Origin of the sequence: Synechococcus sp. A10-1-5-9 (genome assembly GCF_047716785.1) — a bacterium.
GTDB lineage: Bacteria > Cyanobacteriota > Cyanobacteriia > PCC-6307 > Cyanobiaceae > Synechococcus_C.
Window position 1 is genome coordinate 204,912 of record NZ_CP180406.1, and the last position, 16,386, is coordinate 221,297.

Consider the following 16,386-nt stretch of genomic DNA (forward strand, 5'->3'; position numbering starts at 1 on the left):
GGCTGAGAGAGCACATACACGACAGCAGCAGTGATGACCACTCCAAACACCACCATGCCGATAATGAACGGGGTGTAATCGGTCATGGTTGACTCCGCAAGAAACAAACCTTAACAATGCTCAACGCTGTTCGCGTGCTTAGCGTCAGAGCGGATGCCTGAAGAACGGATGCGCTGGGGTCAGGCTCTGAATCAACGCGATCGTCAGCCCGAGGTGATGGATCAGCCAGGGCTGGATTCCGCAGAGCACGCGCATGCCCTTCGCGGTCTGCGCCGGATCAATGCGATCAGCCGCAGCTCCTTGGGTTTGCTGCGTTCGCTGCAGGCGCTTCATTCAACGGCTTCAAAACCGATCAGCGTTCTGGAGCTGGCCTGCGGCGGTGGTGACATCGCCATCGATCTTGATCGGATGGCCAGACGCTCAGGGCTGGCGCTTGAGATCCGCGCCTGTGATCTCAATCCCGAGGCAATCCGCCTGGCACGCGCCAATGCCCAATGCAGGGGAGGACAGGTGGAGTTCAGCGTGGCTGATGCTCTCGCGGAGCCAGGTCAGGATCGAGTTGATGTTGTGTATTGCACGCTGTTCGCTCACCATCTCCCTGATGACGCGGTTGTCTCACTGTTTCGGGTGATGGCTGCGCGCGCCAAACATCTGGTGATCGTCGACGATCTAATCCGCAGTCGGCTCGGCTACGCCCTGGCCTGGGCAGGTACACGCCTGCTGAGCCGTTCATGGGTGGTGCATACCGATGGCCCTCTGTCGGTTCGTGCGGCATTCACTCCCCAGGAACTTCTCAAGCTGGCCGAGCGGGCGGGGCTCTCTGGAGCAGAGCTTCAGCGCTTCTGGCCTGAGCGCCAGCGGCTGATCTGGAGTCCACCGTTGTGATGGGCCGGACCTGGGATGTGGTGGTGATCGGAGGTGGTGTCGCTGGCGGGCTCGCTGCTCTCGACTGCGCCAGAAGGGGACTCTCCGTGCTTGTGGTGGAAAAGCGCGCCTTTCCCCGTTGGAAGGTGTGCGGGTGTTGTTTCAACGCGCAGGCCCAAGGTGTGCTGGAGGCTGTGGGCCAGGGTGATCTGATGGCCCGTTGCGGAGCTCAGCCGCTGCAGCAGTTGCGCATCGGCCTCCAAGGCCAGACCGCGGTCCTCTCCCTGCCGGGTGGGTGGGTGCTCTCCCGGGAACGTTTTGATCAGGCCCTGCTGGAGGCTGCCGCTGCCGCTGGTGCCACGGTTCGCTTTCAGACGCGTGGGCAGCTCGGTCCGGCATGTTCCGAGTCGCGGAACGTGCGGCTTACATCATCTTCCGGCGGGCCACAGGAGGATGTGCAAGCCAGGGTTGTGCTCGTGGCGGCAGGTCTGGTGAACCACTGCAGCCCCGATCACACCAGCATTGAAACCGTCGTCACATCCAGGGTGGGGGCTGGCTGTGTGTTGCCGCCCATGTCCCATGGTTACGCCAGCAACGTCATCCATATGGCCCTGGGGAACGGGGGGTATGTGGGATTGGTGCAACGGGAGGATGGAGCGTTGAACCTGGCGGCGGCTTTTGATCGTTCCTGTGTTGCTGCTGCAGGAGGTGCTGCGGGAGCAGCACGATCCGTTCTTATGTCGGCGGGATTCGACCTGCCTGCCGATCTCATGGCCGGGCAGTGGCAGTTGACTCCAGCCTTGACGCGCCGTCCTCCAGCGGTTGCCGGCAGCCGCTGTCTGCTGATTGGGGATGCAGCCGGTTACGTGGAACCGTTCACCGGCGAGGGGATGGCCTGGGCGCTGACTGCGGGAGGTGCTGCTGCTCCGTTTGTGGTCGAGGGGTTGGCTGACTGGAGCCCAAGCCTGGAACGTCGCTGGCTGCAGACCTTGAAGTCCCTGGTCGTGCGGCGTCAGAGGGTTTGCCGGGCTCTGGCCACAGTGCTGCAGCGTCCGCTGCTCACCTCCGGCCTGTTCAGCATCTGCAGGGTCTGGCCGCGACTTCCGGAGCGGATCGTGTGCCGTGTGAACCGCGTGCAGGTGCCCCCAGCGGAGATCTGTTGATGGCCCTCACGCTGCACGGCATCGGCACGGCCGTTCCCCAGGGTTCTATCACCCGAGATGAGGCGGTTGCCCTAGCGGAGCATGTCAGCGGTGGCGACGGCCGGCAGACAGCGCTGCTACAGCGCATCCATCAGCGCAGCGGCGTGAGTCGTCGGGGCAGTGTGCTGATCACTGATCACGCCAACGACGGTTCATTTCTCGCACGGGTGCCCTTCTACGGCAGCACCAACCCCTCCACGGGGGAGCGGATGACTGAATTTCAGCGCCATGCCGCTGAGCTGGCGTTCGAAGCCAGCGCCACAGCCCTTTCTGAGTCTGGAGTTGCCGTTGAGGCGATCACCCACCTGATCACGGTCTGCTGCACCGGCTTCGAGGCTCCGGGGGTGGATCTGGCTCTGATCGAACGGCTTGGGTTGCGTTCCGATGTCCAGCGAACCCATGTGGGCTTCATGGGCTGCCATGCAGCGCTCAATGGCCTGCGGGTGGCCCGGGCGTTTGCAGAAGCCGATGTCGACGCCGTGGTTCTGATCTGCTCCGTGGAACTTTGCAGCCTGCATCTCCAGTACGGCGGGGATCCTGAGCAGGTGGTGGCCAATGCCTTGTTCGCTGATGGTGCCGCTGCCGTGGTGGCGTCGGCGCAACGCCCGATCTCGTTTCCGGCTCTTGTGCTGGAGGCCAATGGATCCACCGTGATCCCAGGATCCGCTGGCTTGATGCACTGGAGAATCGCTGATCACGGGTTTTCCATGGGCCTGTCGCCTCAGGTGCCGCAGACCGTGGCGCAGGCCTTGCGCCCCTGGTTGGACGATTGGTTAGGCGGTTGGGATCTCACTCCTGCATCCATCAGCAGCTGGGCAATGCATCCCGGCGGGCCCAGGATTCTTTCGGCTTGCGGTGAGGTGCTGGAACTGAGCCCTGAGCAATTGCAAACATCACGGGCTGTGCTGCACGATCACGGCAACATGTCCAGCGCCACAGTGCTGTTCATCCTTCAGCGGTTGCGCCGCTCAGCCATCCCTGGCCCCTGCCTGGCCCTGGCCTTCGGCCCCGGCCTTTGCGCAGAGGTGGCCTTGTTTCGGCTTATGGATGGCTGACGGGCGGCCCCCCGCAGTTGCCTCTCTTTTTCGACAGGATTGAGTTTTGTTGCAGAGCCCGTGATCGCACTCGTCCGTCGCCTGGCCGGGCCTGCCGCCGCCGCCACTGGTGTTCTGGGCCTTGCTGTTTCCGGCACAGTTTGGAACTTCTACGGACGCCTGCCCGGCCTGATCGGAACCATTGCTTCACTGCTTGTTCTGGCGGTGGGCCTCGTGCTTCTGCGGCCACTTCCTGCGCCGGCGCTGCCCGATCCCTCCACTTCTGAGGAGCCTGCCGTTCCGTCCGAGGAGGCCATCGCTGCAGATCCAGTGGTCTCCGGTGAGTCACTTACCACCGCTGAGGCCATCGCCCGTGAACTGGCTGCCGAAGAGAGCCGCAAGCCTGAGGTGGTTCTGGTGACCTATGCACCCAAGAATCTTCTCCCCGGAACCAGCCTTCCGGCTCGCAAACGCCGCCCCGGAGCGTCGTTCAAGCCTTTTCGGGAGATGACCGACGAACTGTTCAAGAGTTGACGACCCCTGATTGATTCATGACAGGCAATCTGCAGGCCATTGGGTTTCTCTTCACCTGGGTTCTTGGCTGGGGTGTCGGAGGATCGTTGATCGATGCCGGATTGATTGAGTTCGGCGTTTATTCACTGGAAACAGGCCAGCTCGGCACCGCGATCACTTTTATTCTTTGGTCTCTGTTGTGGGGCTGGGGTGGATTCAGGCTCTACCAGATCCTTACCGACTCCGGGGCGTCACAGGATGATCACTAAGCGGGCTCCTTTTGGTTCACCGCGACGTGTCGCGGGCCGATGCTCTCACCAGCAACCCTTCCCGAGGTGAGGGACTGGGGATCTGCTGAAGCGTCAGGTCTTGATCCGGCGTTAACTCCAGCCGCACGCGCTGCAGCAGCCCAACCGCCATCAGACGGATCTCCAGCTCCGCCAACGCCTTGCCCAGGCAAACTCGCTCCCCGCCGCCGAAGGGCAAGAGGGTTGGCGTGAATGAACCATCCAGGTGGCGTTGCGACCTGATGTCTGCCAGGTCGCAGGACCCATCGCCAAGGTCTGGTGAAAGTGCCACCTGAATCACTCGATTCGGTGGTATCTCCACACCACCGAGCTGAACGGTGTCCTTGGTTCTGCGGAAGAACCCTCCCACTGGCGGCGTCAGGCGCATCACCTCCAGCACGGTGGCGTCGAGACGAGGGCAGCTTCGGGCATCCAAGTTGGGCCAGGACTGATCCAGCAGTTCTGGCAACAACCACTGCTCAACCTCGGGGTTGAGCAATAGGGCGCGCATCAGACAGCTCAAGGACGACGCGGTGGTTTCGTAGCCGGCGAACAGCAGCAGAAGCAGTTGTTCCACCAGATCATCATCGGTGAGAGGAATCCCAGCCTCATCCAGGCCGCCGCTGAGCAGGTCCAGGCCTCCCCGCTTCGTTGATGTCTGGGCCAGAACCTGTTGCAGGCGGAGCAGCAGGCGCTTCTTGGCCTCCAGGGCCTTGGCGAAGGGAGTGCCAGGAATGGCGACGGGAATCGAGAACAGGGCCCGGGTCCAGATCTCGAAGTCGGTGAACAGGGCCTGCCGGTCACTGGCATCCAGACCCAGCACGGTGGTGGCGATCACGGCAAAGGCGAAGCGACGCATGCAGGGCACGAGCTGAACTGGGGCCCTGGCCTGGATCAGCTCCTCTGCCAGCTCCTCCACCAGAGCGGCGATCGAAGGGGTGTAGCGGCTCAGAGCCGCTGCGGAAAACAGCTGTTCGACCACCCGGCGGCGCGCCTTGTGACCTTCTCCGCTGCGATTGGCCAACGAGCGGTTGCCGAGAAGCTGGCGCACGCTCTCCGGTCACCAACCCTCGAGGGCGTCCCCCTGGGCGAACAGATCGGCAATCGGCTGTTCCCCTCGGATGAATACCAGGCGCTGGTTGAGCAGTCGCGTTTCAAACACTTCGCCATAGGCCGTGAACCGCTTCTGCGCGAACTGCGGGTCGCGGAAAAGTCGAGGGTTTCCTTCAGGCCGGTCACGGCCCCCGTGCTCGGAAGTGACCTGGCCGTCATGGCACTCGGGAGAGAGGAGGCCACACGCTATCGAGCAGCGGGAGGTGCTTTGATCGCCCTGTTGGTGTGACATTTACGATGGCTGGATCCGACATGCACGACGCGCTGGCAGCGCTGGTTGCCGATGTGGGGATGGGCAATGTGATTGATGCAGAACTGCTCGAGGGCTGCCCTGTGGCGGCCCACGAACTTGATGACATGGATGCCGATCAGGCGGCGCGAGTGGCGGCGCATTGTTTCCAGACGCTCTTTGATCACAGCGTTAAAGCACCGGTGGGGTTGGAGGCGGATGCCTCCGCGGGGGTGTGGAGCGGCACGCTTGATGGCTTCCGCTTCAGCATCAGCCGTGACGATCTCGGCGATCTGGTGTTGGATTTCAGCAGTGCCCAGGCATGACCATCGAGGAGCTCCGCGGAGACCTTGGTCAACGGATCGGCAAGAGAGTGGAGATGCTGTTCACCCGCGACGGAGAGCCTGCGCTGGAGATCAGCGATCTCTATCAGCCATCTCCCGCGGGCTTTGGCGGGCAACTGCAGCTTCGCGATGGATCCCGTCTGGCCTGGGAGCTTTGGCTTGAAGATGGGGAGCGCTGGAACTTCCAGGCTTCACCCATTCACTGATGAATGGCCTGGATTCAATCTGGTTGGTGCGTCGGTTTCAGGCAAACCCTTGTCCTCTGGCGTGCGTTGCGGTGTTCCGCTCACCAATGGTTCGGAATTCCAGATGATCGTTGGCTGGGGTGTAGATCGTGTAGCTAGCACCTTTGCCGATTCCGATCACACTGCGTTTTGGGACGGTGTGCTCCTGTTGGTGCTCACCTGAAAGATCTTGCACACGTGATGCCATCGATCCTCCCGTGAGCTCAATGCGAAATTGCTCGCCGCAGCGGGCCGTAAACAGACGGTTCACTTTCAGGCGTGTGAGACGGTCGAGGAGAATGAGGGGAGATCGCGTTGGGGTGAGTTGATCAGCCACATCGGCCGAACTCCCGTGCATCAGGGCACAATCCAGTTCGATGAAGCCGAACTGAAGGGACGCCAACCATTCGGCATGTCCTGGATCCACGGCAGTGAGCAGTGCCTGGATGGCGTCTTCCCCACGCTCGAGTCGAAGTGCCTCAGCGTTGCGCTCCCCTCGGTAGCCGCATTCGGCCAGCAACTGCTCCTCCCACCATCCGTAGATGCAATCGGGCTTGAGATCGTTGCGTTTTGGCTTACGTAATCGACTGAGCAAGGCATCACAATTGCGCTCTGAACTGATCAGATCGCCGAGAACGAAGAGGCTTTCAATCCCCCGTTGGGTGGACAGGTCGCGTTGAATCTGTTCGTAGAGATCAAGATCTCCGTACAGACCACTGATGAGTGCCCAGCGTTCCATCAGCGCTCACACACGTGGCTGGCATCATCGGCCCGCTCGGCGTATTCAAATCCGTGGCTTAATCGCCAGGCAAACACTTCGGGTAGGCCAGCATTCACAATGGCCTGGCAGGTTGCAGCAACGTCATACTCAACTTCGTGAATCGTGATCTCCTGGGTGTTGTCGTCATGAATCACATACGTCGCTTTGGTTCCCCCATGGCGGGGTTCTCCAACCGAACCTGCATTCACAATGCGTCGCACGGGCAGCTTCAGTTCGTGCTCAACAGGAGCTTCTTTGTTGCCCTGAACTTTCACTTGGATCGAACCCTCGCTCAGTTCTCGGACATAAGGCTGATGGGTATGACCGCAGAACAGAATCTCGGCCCCAGCTGAATCAACCCTCTCCAGGGCTGCGAATGCACTCATATCAGGCAAGAGATATTCATGTTGGCTGTTGGGACTGCCATGCACAAACAGATGAGAGTTTCGTCGCAAGGTCATCGGCAATGTGGCCAGAAAAGCTTTGTTGTCTTCTGTGAGCTGTTGCTCTGTCCAATGGTGCGCTCTGTGACCGCGCCGTTCCGCCAGTTGCGAGGGGTAGCTGCATTCGCAGGCATTGAGGCCGTCAATGATGTCCTCATCCCAACAGCCCTGGCAGGTTGGAATGTTGCGCTGGCGGATGAGATTCACCACTTCATTGGGCTGCGGGCCGTAACCGACAAGATCACCGAGGCAGGTGATGGTGTTGATGCCCTGTTGATCAATATCCGCAAGGACAGCCTCAACCGCAGCGAGGTTGGCGTGGAGGCAGGAAATAACGGCCTGTTTCATGGTGATCACACAAGCGAAGGGATGGTTTGTTGTTGGTTGAATTGCTCCCTCAAAGGTGCCTGATGCAGTTCCAGTGCTTCATCACTGAGAAGGCAATCGTGAATGGTTGATTCAATTCCAGGGTTGTTGAGGGCTTTGCCTTGCACCACCAGCTCCGATGTGCGCTGTGGTCGACCCAGGGGTGGTAAAACATTCCTCAGCGGAAGAAACTGGGATGACGGCTGACTCACCATCCAGTTGCAGAGAAAAGCCCGGCCATCGGGAAGATTCATCAATGCTTTTGCCCGGTAGACGTCCCCATAGGCGCCATTGACCAGCTCAAACCAGAAACTGCTGAGGCTGTTGGGATCCCAAACCTGGCCATGAAGTTTGAGAGACCATGATTCAAGTCGGGTAAATCTGAGGGTGTTCTGATCGGGAAGTTCGGCATCACACCCGAAGTTCAGCACGCGTTGTGGGCTGAGATTCATCCCCCTCAAAGCGTTCAGCAGTGAGGGATCAGCTCCCTCGATCCCAAAGGTCTTGGGTGGATGGAACTGCGGCCATTCGATCAGGGTGAGTTGATCTTTCTGTGGCTCTTGAACAAGCTCAGCGTTGACTTCCGCATGTTGCAAATCAGGAATTTGATCTGTCAACCAAGCCCTGTCGATGCCAACGTTACTGGCCTGTTCCAGCTCGTTTGATGAGTGGCCGGGCAGCTGCAGATAGGCCTTGGGCCCAGAATGGTTTTGAAGAGTGTTGAGGATCCAGTTGGTTTTCCCGCAGCCGGGAGGCCCTGTGATCAGCCAAATGTTCCCCATGGCAGTCAGTCGGTTGGCCAGCCACCGCCGATGGCTGGAAATGGGAATCATTCTTACTTTGGCAGCGTTGGCCTCGCCTGTCCACGCTTGATACCAGAAAACACGTTGAAGCTGCTCCTGCGCGGCTGCTGGCAACTTTCTGTTTTTCGGAGCGCTTCACGGGTTGCCTCTATGCCTTTGATCAGGCGCTGCTGCAATCAGCGCGAGTTTTTGGCAGCGGCACTGGGATTCGCAGTAATGGCGGTGGTGGCTGTTTGGACTTGAGTTCAGAGAAGGTTCTGTGCCTGTGATTGCGACACAGATTTTTAGAATGAATTAATCATGTTCAATCCAAATGCTTACCAAACAGGAAACGTCTCTGATAGTGGGTCTGTAAAGACCAAATCTGCCTGAATATCAAACACTGCGCTCGTAGTGGCAATTAGATCTCCACCCAGTAAAATAATTTTATTGCTTACAAATGTATACTCCTCAACAGAGCCATTGAGTTGAATTTTGTCAGCTCCAGACTCGAAATCTAAGATCGTTGCAAACCCATCACCCTGATAGAATTTTTCTTCAGCTGTTCCCAGAATGAATATGTCAGCATTAGAGCCTCCAAAGAGTTGATCAAAATCACTTGTACCTAATTTAGAACCCGTTCCATTAATGATATCTTGACCCTGCCCACCCTGAAGAACATCATCACCGTTACCTCCAACCAGACTGTCGGATCCGCGATTCCCCCAAAGGGTGTCTTTTCCATTCCCCCAAACAGGCGATCGCTTCCCATGCCTCCGGTCAAAGTGTCACGTCCCTTGCCTCCTTGAAGGAAATCATCTCCTCTTTCACCACTCAAATCGTTGGCAAAGGCATTGCCTTGAATGACATCATCTAAGTTGGTTCCGATTGCATTGTTGAAATTAACAACCTGGATGTCAAACGGGCCAATGTTAGATGAGGCGATATTGACGGTCAATCTTTCAGCACTGAGATCAATATTAAATGATGCATTGTTGTCATTGTCGAAGAATGCTCCATCGGAGACCCCATCAATGCTATTGGATTGACTTGCATCTCCGATCACGGTTTCGATCGACAGAAGAATGTCGGTTCCGAAATCGAGCTTGAAGATTTGCCCCATCTCCAAAAGTGTAATAGGTGCGCCCAGACTGCTGTAGTCCGCTACATCAGCAGATCCACTCCCTCCATCAATAATGTCATCTCCTCTGTCTCCAATAATGGTGTCATTACCCTTCCCTGCTTTGGCTATATCGTTTCCCGGCCCCCCGTTGATGACATCATCCCCGGCGCCTCCTTCAACACGATCGTCGCCTGCCTCTCCCAGTAAAAGATCATCACCTCGCAAACCATTAATTGTGTCGTTTAAGTCTCGACCAAAAATTTGATCGCTACCACGCGACCCATTGATGATATTGCTTTGTGCAAGAGGGTCGATAATTAGCAAAACGGTAACCCAGAGCAATAATATTTATTTTACCCAGACCCGACTCACCGTACTGGGGTACCACGCACTGAAAGTGCTGCTGCCTCAGGAGTGTGACCGCCTGTTGGCACCTTTCTGTTGTTCGCAACCCTTCACGCGGGGGGGGGGTGCTCTCCACGCCTTTGATCTGGCGCTGCTGCAACCACTGGAGTTTCTGGCAGGGGCACTGGGATTCGCGGTGATGGCGGTGGTGGTTGTCTGAACTTGAGTTCAGAGCAGGCTCTATTCCTGTGCCGTTGATATGAAGTTGTGTTTTGATGATTATCCCAAGGTCAATATGGCTTGATACACATTAATCACTGTCTTGGATCGGATGCCAGTCTGATGTTCTGATTCCGAACTGATCCTGTAGTTCTTGATCCGTGCTTGGCCGCATTGGTTATGGTTTGATGATGAGTATCGATTTGCAATTAGTTGTCTCCCGAGGCACTGCACGTGGCCTTATTAATGGCTCTTCCGCTGCTGATTATGGAGAGGTGATTTTACTTTGCAAAGCGCTTTATCTTGAGGGGGATTACCAGCTGGCAGCTGATCTTCTTGAGTTGGCCAAGTCTTTGCAGCCAACTTCATTAGAACTTGCGGAATTCGGCTCCATTGATGAGTCTTCTCTAAGGATGAAGGGTGCTTGGGAGGGCATAACCAGTCATTCCCCCCCGGTTGTCAATCCTAGGTTTAAGGGTTGAGTCGCTTGCCCTGCTGACCGTTGCGGTCACTTGGTTCCTTGTTGCATGCACAGGTCTGAGGGGCCCGTCCTTCAGTTGTTCCTGGATTTTGGTAGTAGTGAGCAATGGTGGGCAACGGAGGCTGTTTGTTAAGGCCCCTTCGCCGGCTCTCAAGGTTGAATTTGCTTCTTTGTTTAAGCAGTTCGTGTGACTCTGAAATTTTCACGACAATGGGTGTGACATTGCCCTAACAACGTGCGCGCACTGTTTCTCTGCTGTGCTGTTTTTTGCGTGAGTGCTCAGGGGCTTGTCACCCCAGCTGCTTTGGCCCACTCCGGTCATGGCGATGAGTTTGTCCAGAACGGTGAGGTTGATCAGGTGAAGGCATCGCCTGATCAGGATCACCTCCTTGGGATCATCACGGATGCTCCCCAGAGCGGGCCTGATGGGCAATTGACGGTGCCGAGCGTTGCTGTTGTTGATGCTGCTGGCAAACCTCTGGTGTTTGTACGCAGCGGAAGCACGTACGACCCGGTGTTCGTACGTCTCGGGGCGGCAACGAATGACCGCACGGTTGTTCTGGAGGGTGTGACTTCCGATGAACAGGTGGTTGTTTCAGGAGCTCTTTCGCTTTACGCCGAGTCTCAGAAGCAGGATCGTGTTCCGGTTGAAAAGAGTTCAACAAGCACCGCAGTGGCCGAATCGGGCCAGGCTGCAGTTGAGCCTGTACAAAACAGTGCCCCTGCATGGATTCTCCCCGGAGGCATCGTTGTTGCTGTGTTGTTCATTCTCGGAGTGGTGGTCGGAGTTCGCAGTCGTGGTTCTGGATCCAAGCAAGGTTGATCGGATGCATCAATGTTGAACAAGCTTCTCAATGCCATCCTGCGTGGTTCGATTGCACGCCGTTGTCTCGTTGTTGTTTGCTCGATTCTGATCAGTGTTTGGGGCGTTCTGAATGTTGTTCAGATGCCTCTGGATGTGTTTCCCCCCTTTGCGCCTCCGCAGGTGGAGATTCAAACGGCTGCTCCCGGTCTTGCACCGGAGCAGATTGAGCTCCAGATCAGTGCGCCCATCGAAGCTGCTGTGAATGGTTTGCCTGGGGTGGATGTGGTGCGTTCCGCATCCAAACCTGGTCTTTCGATGGTGCAGGTGGTGTTTCGTGACGCATCGCAGTTGCAGAACGTCCGGCAGTTGGTGTCGGAACGTTTGCAGCAGCTCCGCGCCCAGTTGCCGGCGTCGGCCGGTTCGCCTGACATTTCCCCACCCCTTTCGCCCCTCGGCACGGTTCTCCAATACGCCTTCACGCTGCCTGATTCGGCGACGGCAGATGAGCAATTGCGATTGCGCTCGTTGGTTCAAACCACGTATGAGAATTCGTTGCTCGCCATCTCTGGCGTTGCCCAGGTGACCATCTACGGCGGTGACCTGCCGCAGACACAAGTGCAGCTGAATCTGGAGGCTCTGCAGCAGCGCAATCTTGCTCTCACTGATGTCGTTGAGGCAGCTCGCGCATCGCAGTTCAACGGCCGCGGTGGTGTTCAGATTGCTGGCGGGCAAGAACGTTTAATCCTTCCTCCCCCCATTAGCACGGCCAGTGCTGATCTGGAAAAGGCACCGTTGCGTTCAGCCACAGATCAGATCATCGCTTTGGGCGATGTCGCTGAGATCCGCCCCGGTGCTGCCTTGCGGCGTGGCGAAGCCACCTTCAATGCCAAGCCCGCTGTGGTGTTGATGATCAACAAGCAGCCCGATGTGGACACCCCGCAGCTGACGAAAGCTGTGGAACAACGGGTTGAACAGCTGAATGACTCCCTGCCGAAGGATGTGGTGGTGAGCCAGACGTTTCGTCAGGCCCAGTTCATCGATAGTGCGATCCGCAATGTGAGCGAATCACTGGTGCTGGGCGTTGTGATTGTGGCGGCTGTGCTTGTGCTTTTTCTCATGAACTGGCGCACCGCTGTGATCACCCTCAGTGCCATCCCGTTGTCGTTGTTGGTTGGCCTGTTGTTGATGCGGGGGCTTGGGCTTCAGCTCAACACCATGACCCTTGGTGGTTTGGTGGTGGCCATTGGATCGGTGGTCGACGATGATCGTCCATCGTTGACATGGAGAACTGCTACCGGGGGCTGCGCCGTAATCGGCAGATGCCGTTGCCCCAAGACCCTTTGGAGGTGGTGTTTTGTACCTCGGTGGAAGTCCGTCAGCCGGTGTTGTTTTCCACCTTGATCATCGTTGTGGTGTTTGCTCCAATCTTCACGCTCACGGGCGTGGAAGGACGCATTTTTATGCCGATGGGCATCGCCTACGTGATGTCGATCCTGGCATCGACGCTCGTCGCATTCACCCTTTCACCGGCCCTCTGTGCTCTGTTGCTGAGTCGGGCGCCACTGCCGGCTGAAAGCTCCTGGGTTGAGCGGACTGCGGTACGGCTCTACAGCCCCATTCTGAATCTTGCTTTGATCACCCCACGCCGCGTCTTGGCGCTTGCCCTGGCAACGGTTGTGGCGGCTGTGTTGATTCTTCCAGGGCTTGGACGGGTGTTCTTGCCGGAGTTTCGCGAGCAATCGCTGGTGAATTCGATGGTTCTTTACCCCGGTGTGTCTCTCGAGATGACGAGCCGCGCAGGCACGGTTCTCTCCGAACGTCTCCAGTCCAGCGACGACGTCGACTGGATTCAGGTGCGCGCCGGGCGTGCCCCAGGGGATGCCGATGGCGCGGGAGCGAATATCGCTCACGTCGATCTGGAATTAAGTGATCAGGCCATGGCTGATCGCTCCGCTGCCATCGCTCGTCTCCGTGAGGCCTTTCGCGCCCTTCCTGGTGTGGCCCCCAACATCGGCGGTTTCATCTCCCATCGGATGGATGAAGTGCTCTCTGGCGTACGCAGTGCCATCGCCATCAAGATTTCTGGCCCTGATCTGAATGAACTGAGCCGTCTTGGTGAGCAGGTTCGTGATGCGGTGGGTGAGGTGCCAGGTGTGGTGGATCTTCAGCTTGAGCCTCTGCTGCCAGTGCCCCAGATCCAACTGACGATTGATCGTGACCGGGCGCTTCAGGACGGGGTGATGGTTGGAGCGCTGGCAGAAGCTATCGACGTCGCTCTCCATGGTGCACTCATTACCCCGGCTGAGCCCGCCAGTGGCCGTGATCCCTTGATCGTGACTCTGAGACCGGAACTACGTAGTGACCTCGATGCGTTGCGTCGCGTGCCGATTCGAACCGCTTCGGGACTGCTCAAACCCTTAGGGGACTTTGTGTTGCTCACCTCGACCCGTGGCCCGAACGAGATCAACCGTGAGGATGTGGCTCGCCGGATTGTGGTGTCAGCCAATGTTTCCGGTCGCCCTTTGGGGCCGGTGGTGAATGACATTCGCAGCCAGGTGGCGACGTTGGTCCGGCTGCCTGATGGCTACAACATCCGCGCACCCGTGGCCAGCCACAGTGGCGATCCTGATCAACCTGCCCCTGGCCCTGGTTGGTGGTCTGGTGGCTGTTCTGATCAGTGGTGGGGTGCTGTCGGTGGCGTCATTGATCGGTTTCATCACCTTGTTTGGAGTCGCCATTCGCAATGGCCTGTTGCTGGTGGACAACTTCAATCGGCGCCATCAAGGCGGTGAGCCACTGATGGAGTTGATCCGAAACGGCAGCCTGGAGAGGCTCAACGCGATTTTGATGACGGCACTGACATCGTCCCTTGGGATGTTGCCGTTGGCCCTTGCTTTTGGCGCTGGCAATGAAATCCTTCAGCCCCTCGCCATCGTCGTGCTCGGCGGGCTCATCACCTCCACCCTGCTCACCTTGGTGGTGATTCCTGCGTTGTATGCCTGCTATGGGCGCTGGCTTCTTCCGTCCGCGTCTCGCTTGACTTGAAAGGCTCGTCTCTTGATTGGATTTGAAAGTTTGTTCAATTCGGTTTGATTGCCACCAACCAGCGTCCCGCCAGGGTGAGACCAAGGGCGAATCCTGAGGCTCCAAGCCAGGCCATCCGATCGGTCGCCAGCTGTCGTCGCAGCAGAACCACACTCGCCCCCCAACCAACTAGCACCACCGTGCTTTGACAGAATGCGATCACGTGGACGTCCGCTCGCCATGCGGGTAATGACTGCGTCCAGGTCCAGTTCATGGCTTCCAGGCTGACGGGCAGCAGCTGCCCTGCTTCGCTCAGTCCCGTGGGTAGATGTCGAGCAAGCAGGAGTGCCCAGATGAGGGGCAACAGGCCATAAAGGGTGCGTCGGATTCGCTTGTTGCTGAAGCGCAACCCAGCCAAGCCGTACAACAACCCTGGGATCGAGAGGGCCAGGATTGCAAGGCCCAGGCGGGGTAGGAGTGGGCCGTCCACCAGGTTGCTTGGAGTTCCGGGGATCCATCCCAGCAACCGATCGGCCTTGTGGAGACAGACGTCGCCCGCAAGGATGAGCAGCAACGCTGGTTCTCCTCGAGGGAACTCCATCTCCCGCTGGATATCAGCGGCAGGCGGCCTCAGTGCTAGCTGAACAGAACGGTGGGGCCAGGCCTGGGCGCAGGTCAGACACAACACGCAATTGCGGTTGTCCTTTAAGTGGGCGGATCAGTTCCCAGCGGACACCCGTCAGTGGCCAGTCCCTCGCCATCAGCCGGTCCTCCTTTGAAGCAGGCATAGCTGTTGCAGCTGCCGCTGCAGGTGCCGACCTCAGCGCGAAGCTCCAGTACTGACAACTTCGCGAACAGACCGTTCATGCCTCCGACTGGACAGAGATAGCGACACCAAAAGCGCTTTTCAAAGCACAGCGAGCCAATTACTGCTCCTGCGGTGATCACCAGCAGCAGACAACTGCTCAGCCAGGCGGTGTCCTGAAGGTTCCAGACCTCTTCCCAGAGCAGGATCAGGGCAAATCCTGCCGCCAGCAGGATTGAACTCCATTGATCATTCGCTCCGCGGGGCCAGCGCGCGGGTTGCCAGCCCAGGGATCGTGCCAGTCGTTGGCTGATCTCCCCCCAGACCATGAAGGGGCAAAAGGAACACCACAGCCGACCAACCAGTGGGAAGCCCAGAAGGATCAAGGGCCACCACCAGGCCCAGAAGAGGTTCAAGGCACCGCTATGCGCTCGATCCTGTGGCCCAAGCCAGAGTCAGATGTTCACCAGCACGAACAGCCAGCTGACCAGTCCGAACAGCAGGGTGTTCCAGAACACTGGAGTCCGCATCCACTCCCTCAGTTGAGGTTTCCAGCGCCAGACGTCGAAGCGATAGCGCTGTTGGCGAGGCGGCGTCCAAAACACGTCTTCAGGAATCAGTGTCGGCATCGCACTGCTGTCCTGCTGACGAATTTGTCGCAGCGCTCGATCGATCAACTTGTCGAGTTCACGGATGTTGCTGGGGAAGTCGTAAGCCTGTAGGCGCTTGATCACCGCCTCAGAGACAGCTGGAGCTTTCAGCCATCCGAGTGTTCGGCTGCGCAGACGGACTCCATACCGAAGCCACTCCCCGAGATCCTGCCGACGTACACGAAGCGGGGGCACCCGGATCAGGTTGCAGCGCCGCTCAATGTCAGGGCAGACGGTCTCGGAGGTGAAAAACAGGCGGCCCTTGAAGCCGTGCTGTCCTTCGAGAAGCTCCAGTAGGAAGGGTTTGAGTGCCTTGGGAGCAAGGTCGAGCTGATCGATCAGCAGTGACCCATCACCCACCAGTTCGAGCAGGGACTGACCATCCGAGGACGACAACGGCTCGATCAGATCACTGCCATCAGCCTTGATGAAGGCCGCATCCACACGGACCATCAGTTCCTTGCGCTGGGTGGATCCGAAGTGGATCAACGCCGCCAGATTGTCCTTCTCAAGGCCAGGTTCGCCAAGAATGAAAACCGGCTGCCTTCTCGGATCTGTTGCTGCCTTTCGCACTTTCTCACGAAGTGTTCTGGCGTAGCGGCTGCTGCCGACCACACCCCGACGGGCACGGCCCACCAGGAAAGGTGCCAGGCTCAGAAGTTCAGGGGGGGCAGCCATGGCCATGCCAGCGCCATTCACTTCAGTCTGAAACCCTTTGGCGACACTGCCCGCGTTTCAGACATTCAACCCAATGCCTTTTGGGCGATGTGCTG

Annotated in this window: 15 protein-coding genes and 3 pseudogenes; 11 read left to right on the forward strand and 7 right to left on the reverse strand. The window is 58.1% G+C overall.

The window, feature by feature from the left end; translation table 11 throughout:
* Positions 1 to 168: 168 nt before the first annotated feature.
* From ACLM45_RS01430 to ACLM45_RS01450, 5 genes are read left to right on the forward strand one after another with little or no spacing between them, the layout of a single operon-like run.
* Positions 169 to 885 carry a class I SAM-dependent methyltransferase gene (locus tag ACLM45_RS01430; RefSeq protein WP_415411317.1) on the forward strand — a complete coding sequence of 239 codons (717 nt, stop codon included), beginning with the start codon at positions 169 to 171 and terminating at the stop codon, positions 883 to 885.
* A complete protein-coding gene (locus ACLM45_RS01435; protein ID WP_415410227.1) occupies positions 885 to 2,027 on the forward strand; it encodes an NAD(P)/FAD-dependent oxidoreductase in 1,143 nt (380 codons plus the stop codon). The genes ACLM45_RS01430 and ACLM45_RS01435 overlap by 1 nt, the downstream gene beginning before the upstream one ends.
* Positions 2,027 to 3,121, forward strand: coding sequence for a type III polyketide synthase (locus ACLM45_RS01440; protein ID WP_415410228.1), 1,095 nt, complete (start codon positions 2,027 to 2,029; stop codon positions 3,119 to 3,121). The genes ACLM45_RS01435 and ACLM45_RS01440 overlap by 1 nt, the downstream gene beginning before the upstream one ends.
* A gap of 60 nt (positions 3,122 to 3,181) precedes the next feature.
* Positions 3,182 to 3,634 (forward strand): hypothetical protein, encoded by a 453-nt coding sequence (locus ACLM45_RS01445; protein WP_415410230.1) that lies wholly within the window; start codon positions 3,182 to 3,184, stop codon positions 3,632 to 3,634.
* Positions 3,635 to 3,651: 17 nt separating this feature from the next.
* Positions 3,652 to 3,882: a hypothetical protein gene (locus tag ACLM45_RS01450; RefSeq protein ID WP_415410232.1), complete on the forward strand. Its 231-nt coding sequence runs from the start codon at positions 3,652 to 3,654 to the stop codon at positions 3,880 to 3,882.
* Positions 3,883 to 3,898: 16 nt separating this feature from the next.
* On the opposite strand, the pseudogene ACLM45_RS01455 reads toward ACLM45_RS01450, so the two are convergent.
* A pseudogene (locus ACLM45_RS01455) lies at positions 3,899 to 5,172 on the reverse strand (cytochrome P450).
* Between the two features lie 78 nt (positions 5,173 to 5,250).
* On the opposite strand from ACLM45_RS01455, the gene ACLM45_RS01460 reads away from it, so the two are divergent.
* Together ACLM45_RS01460 and ACLM45_RS01465 are read left to right on the forward strand one after the other, a co-directional pair.
* Positions 5,251 to 5,568, forward strand: coding sequence for a hypothetical protein (locus ACLM45_RS01460; protein WP_415410233.1), 318 nt, complete (start codon positions 5,251 to 5,253; stop codon positions 5,566 to 5,568).
* On the forward strand, positions 5,565 to 5,792 hold the full coding sequence (locus tag ACLM45_RS01465) for a hypothetical protein (RefSeq protein ID WP_006041130.1): 228 nt from the start codon (positions 5,565 to 5,567) through the stop codon (positions 5,790 to 5,792). The genes ACLM45_RS01460 and ACLM45_RS01465 overlap by 4 nt, the downstream gene beginning before the upstream one ends.
* A gap of 37 nt (positions 5,793 to 5,829) precedes the next feature.
* Here the strand turns inward: ACLM45_RS01465 and ACLM45_RS01470 are convergent, their stop codons facing one another.
* From ACLM45_RS01470 to ACLM45_RS01490, 5 genes are all read right to left on the reverse strand, one after another.
* Positions 5,830 to 6,549, reverse strand: a complete 720-nt coding sequence (locus ACLM45_RS01470) for a phosphoesterase (protein ID WP_415410234.1) — start codon at positions 6,547 to 6,549, stop codon at positions 5,830 to 5,832.
* Positions 6,549 to 7,361, reverse strand: coding sequence for a metallophosphoesterase family protein (locus ACLM45_RS01475; RefSeq protein ID WP_415410236.1), 813 nt, complete (start codon positions 7,359 to 7,361; stop codon positions 6,549 to 6,551). Before ACLM45_RS01475 ends, ACLM45_RS01470 begins: the two co-directional genes overlap by 1 nt.
* 5 nt (positions 7,362 to 7,366) lie before the next feature.
* Positions 7,367 to 8,161: an ATPase gene (locus ACLM45_RS01480; protein ID WP_415410237.1), complete on the reverse strand. Its 795-nt coding sequence runs from the start codon at positions 8,159 to 8,161 to the stop codon at positions 7,367 to 7,369.
* Between the two features lie 338 nt (positions 8,162 to 8,499).
* Entirely contained in the window at positions 8,500 to 8,865 is a 366-nt protein-coding gene (locus ACLM45_RS01485) for a M10 family metallopeptidase C-terminal domain-containing protein (RefSeq protein WP_415411318.1), read from the reverse strand.
* Complete coding sequence (locus ACLM45_RS01490; protein ID WP_415410238.1) at positions 8,787 to 9,626, reverse strand: calcium-binding protein; 840 nt, start codon at positions 9,624 to 9,626, stop codon at positions 8,787 to 8,789. The genes ACLM45_RS01485 and ACLM45_RS01490 overlap by 79 nt, the downstream gene beginning before the upstream one ends.
* Before the next feature lie 85 nt (positions 9,627 to 9,711).
* On the opposite strand from ACLM45_RS01490, the gene ACLM45_RS01495 reads away from it, so the two are divergent.
* From ACLM45_RS01495 to ACLM45_RS01510, 4 genes and pseudogenes are all read left to right on the forward strand, one after another.
* Positions 9,712 to 9,849, forward strand: a complete 138-nt coding sequence (locus ACLM45_RS01495) for a hypothetical protein (RefSeq protein ID WP_415410240.1) — start codon at positions 9,712 to 9,714, stop codon at positions 9,847 to 9,849.
* A 160-nt stretch (positions 9,850 to 10,009) separates the two neighbouring features.
* Positions 10,010 to 10,330, forward strand: a complete 321-nt coding sequence (locus ACLM45_RS01500) for a hypothetical protein (protein WP_415410241.1) — start codon at positions 10,010 to 10,012, stop codon at positions 10,328 to 10,330.
* Between the two features lie 234 nt (positions 10,331 to 10,564).
* Entirely contained in the window at positions 10,565 to 11,152 is a 588-nt protein-coding gene (locus ACLM45_RS01505; RefSeq protein ID WP_415410242.1) for an efflux RND transporter periplasmic adaptor subunit, read from the forward strand.
* 12 nt (positions 11,153 to 11,164) lie between these two features.
* A pseudogene (locus tag ACLM45_RS01510) lies at positions 11,165 to 14,179 on the forward strand (efflux RND transporter permease subunit).
* Between the two features lie 34 nt (positions 14,180 to 14,213).
* Here the strand turns inward: ACLM45_RS01510 and ACLM45_RS01515 are convergent.
* Positions 14,214 to 16,297, reverse strand: a pseudogene (locus ACLM45_RS01515) (4Fe-4S binding protein).
* Positions 16,298 to 16,386 lie beyond the last annotated feature (89 nt).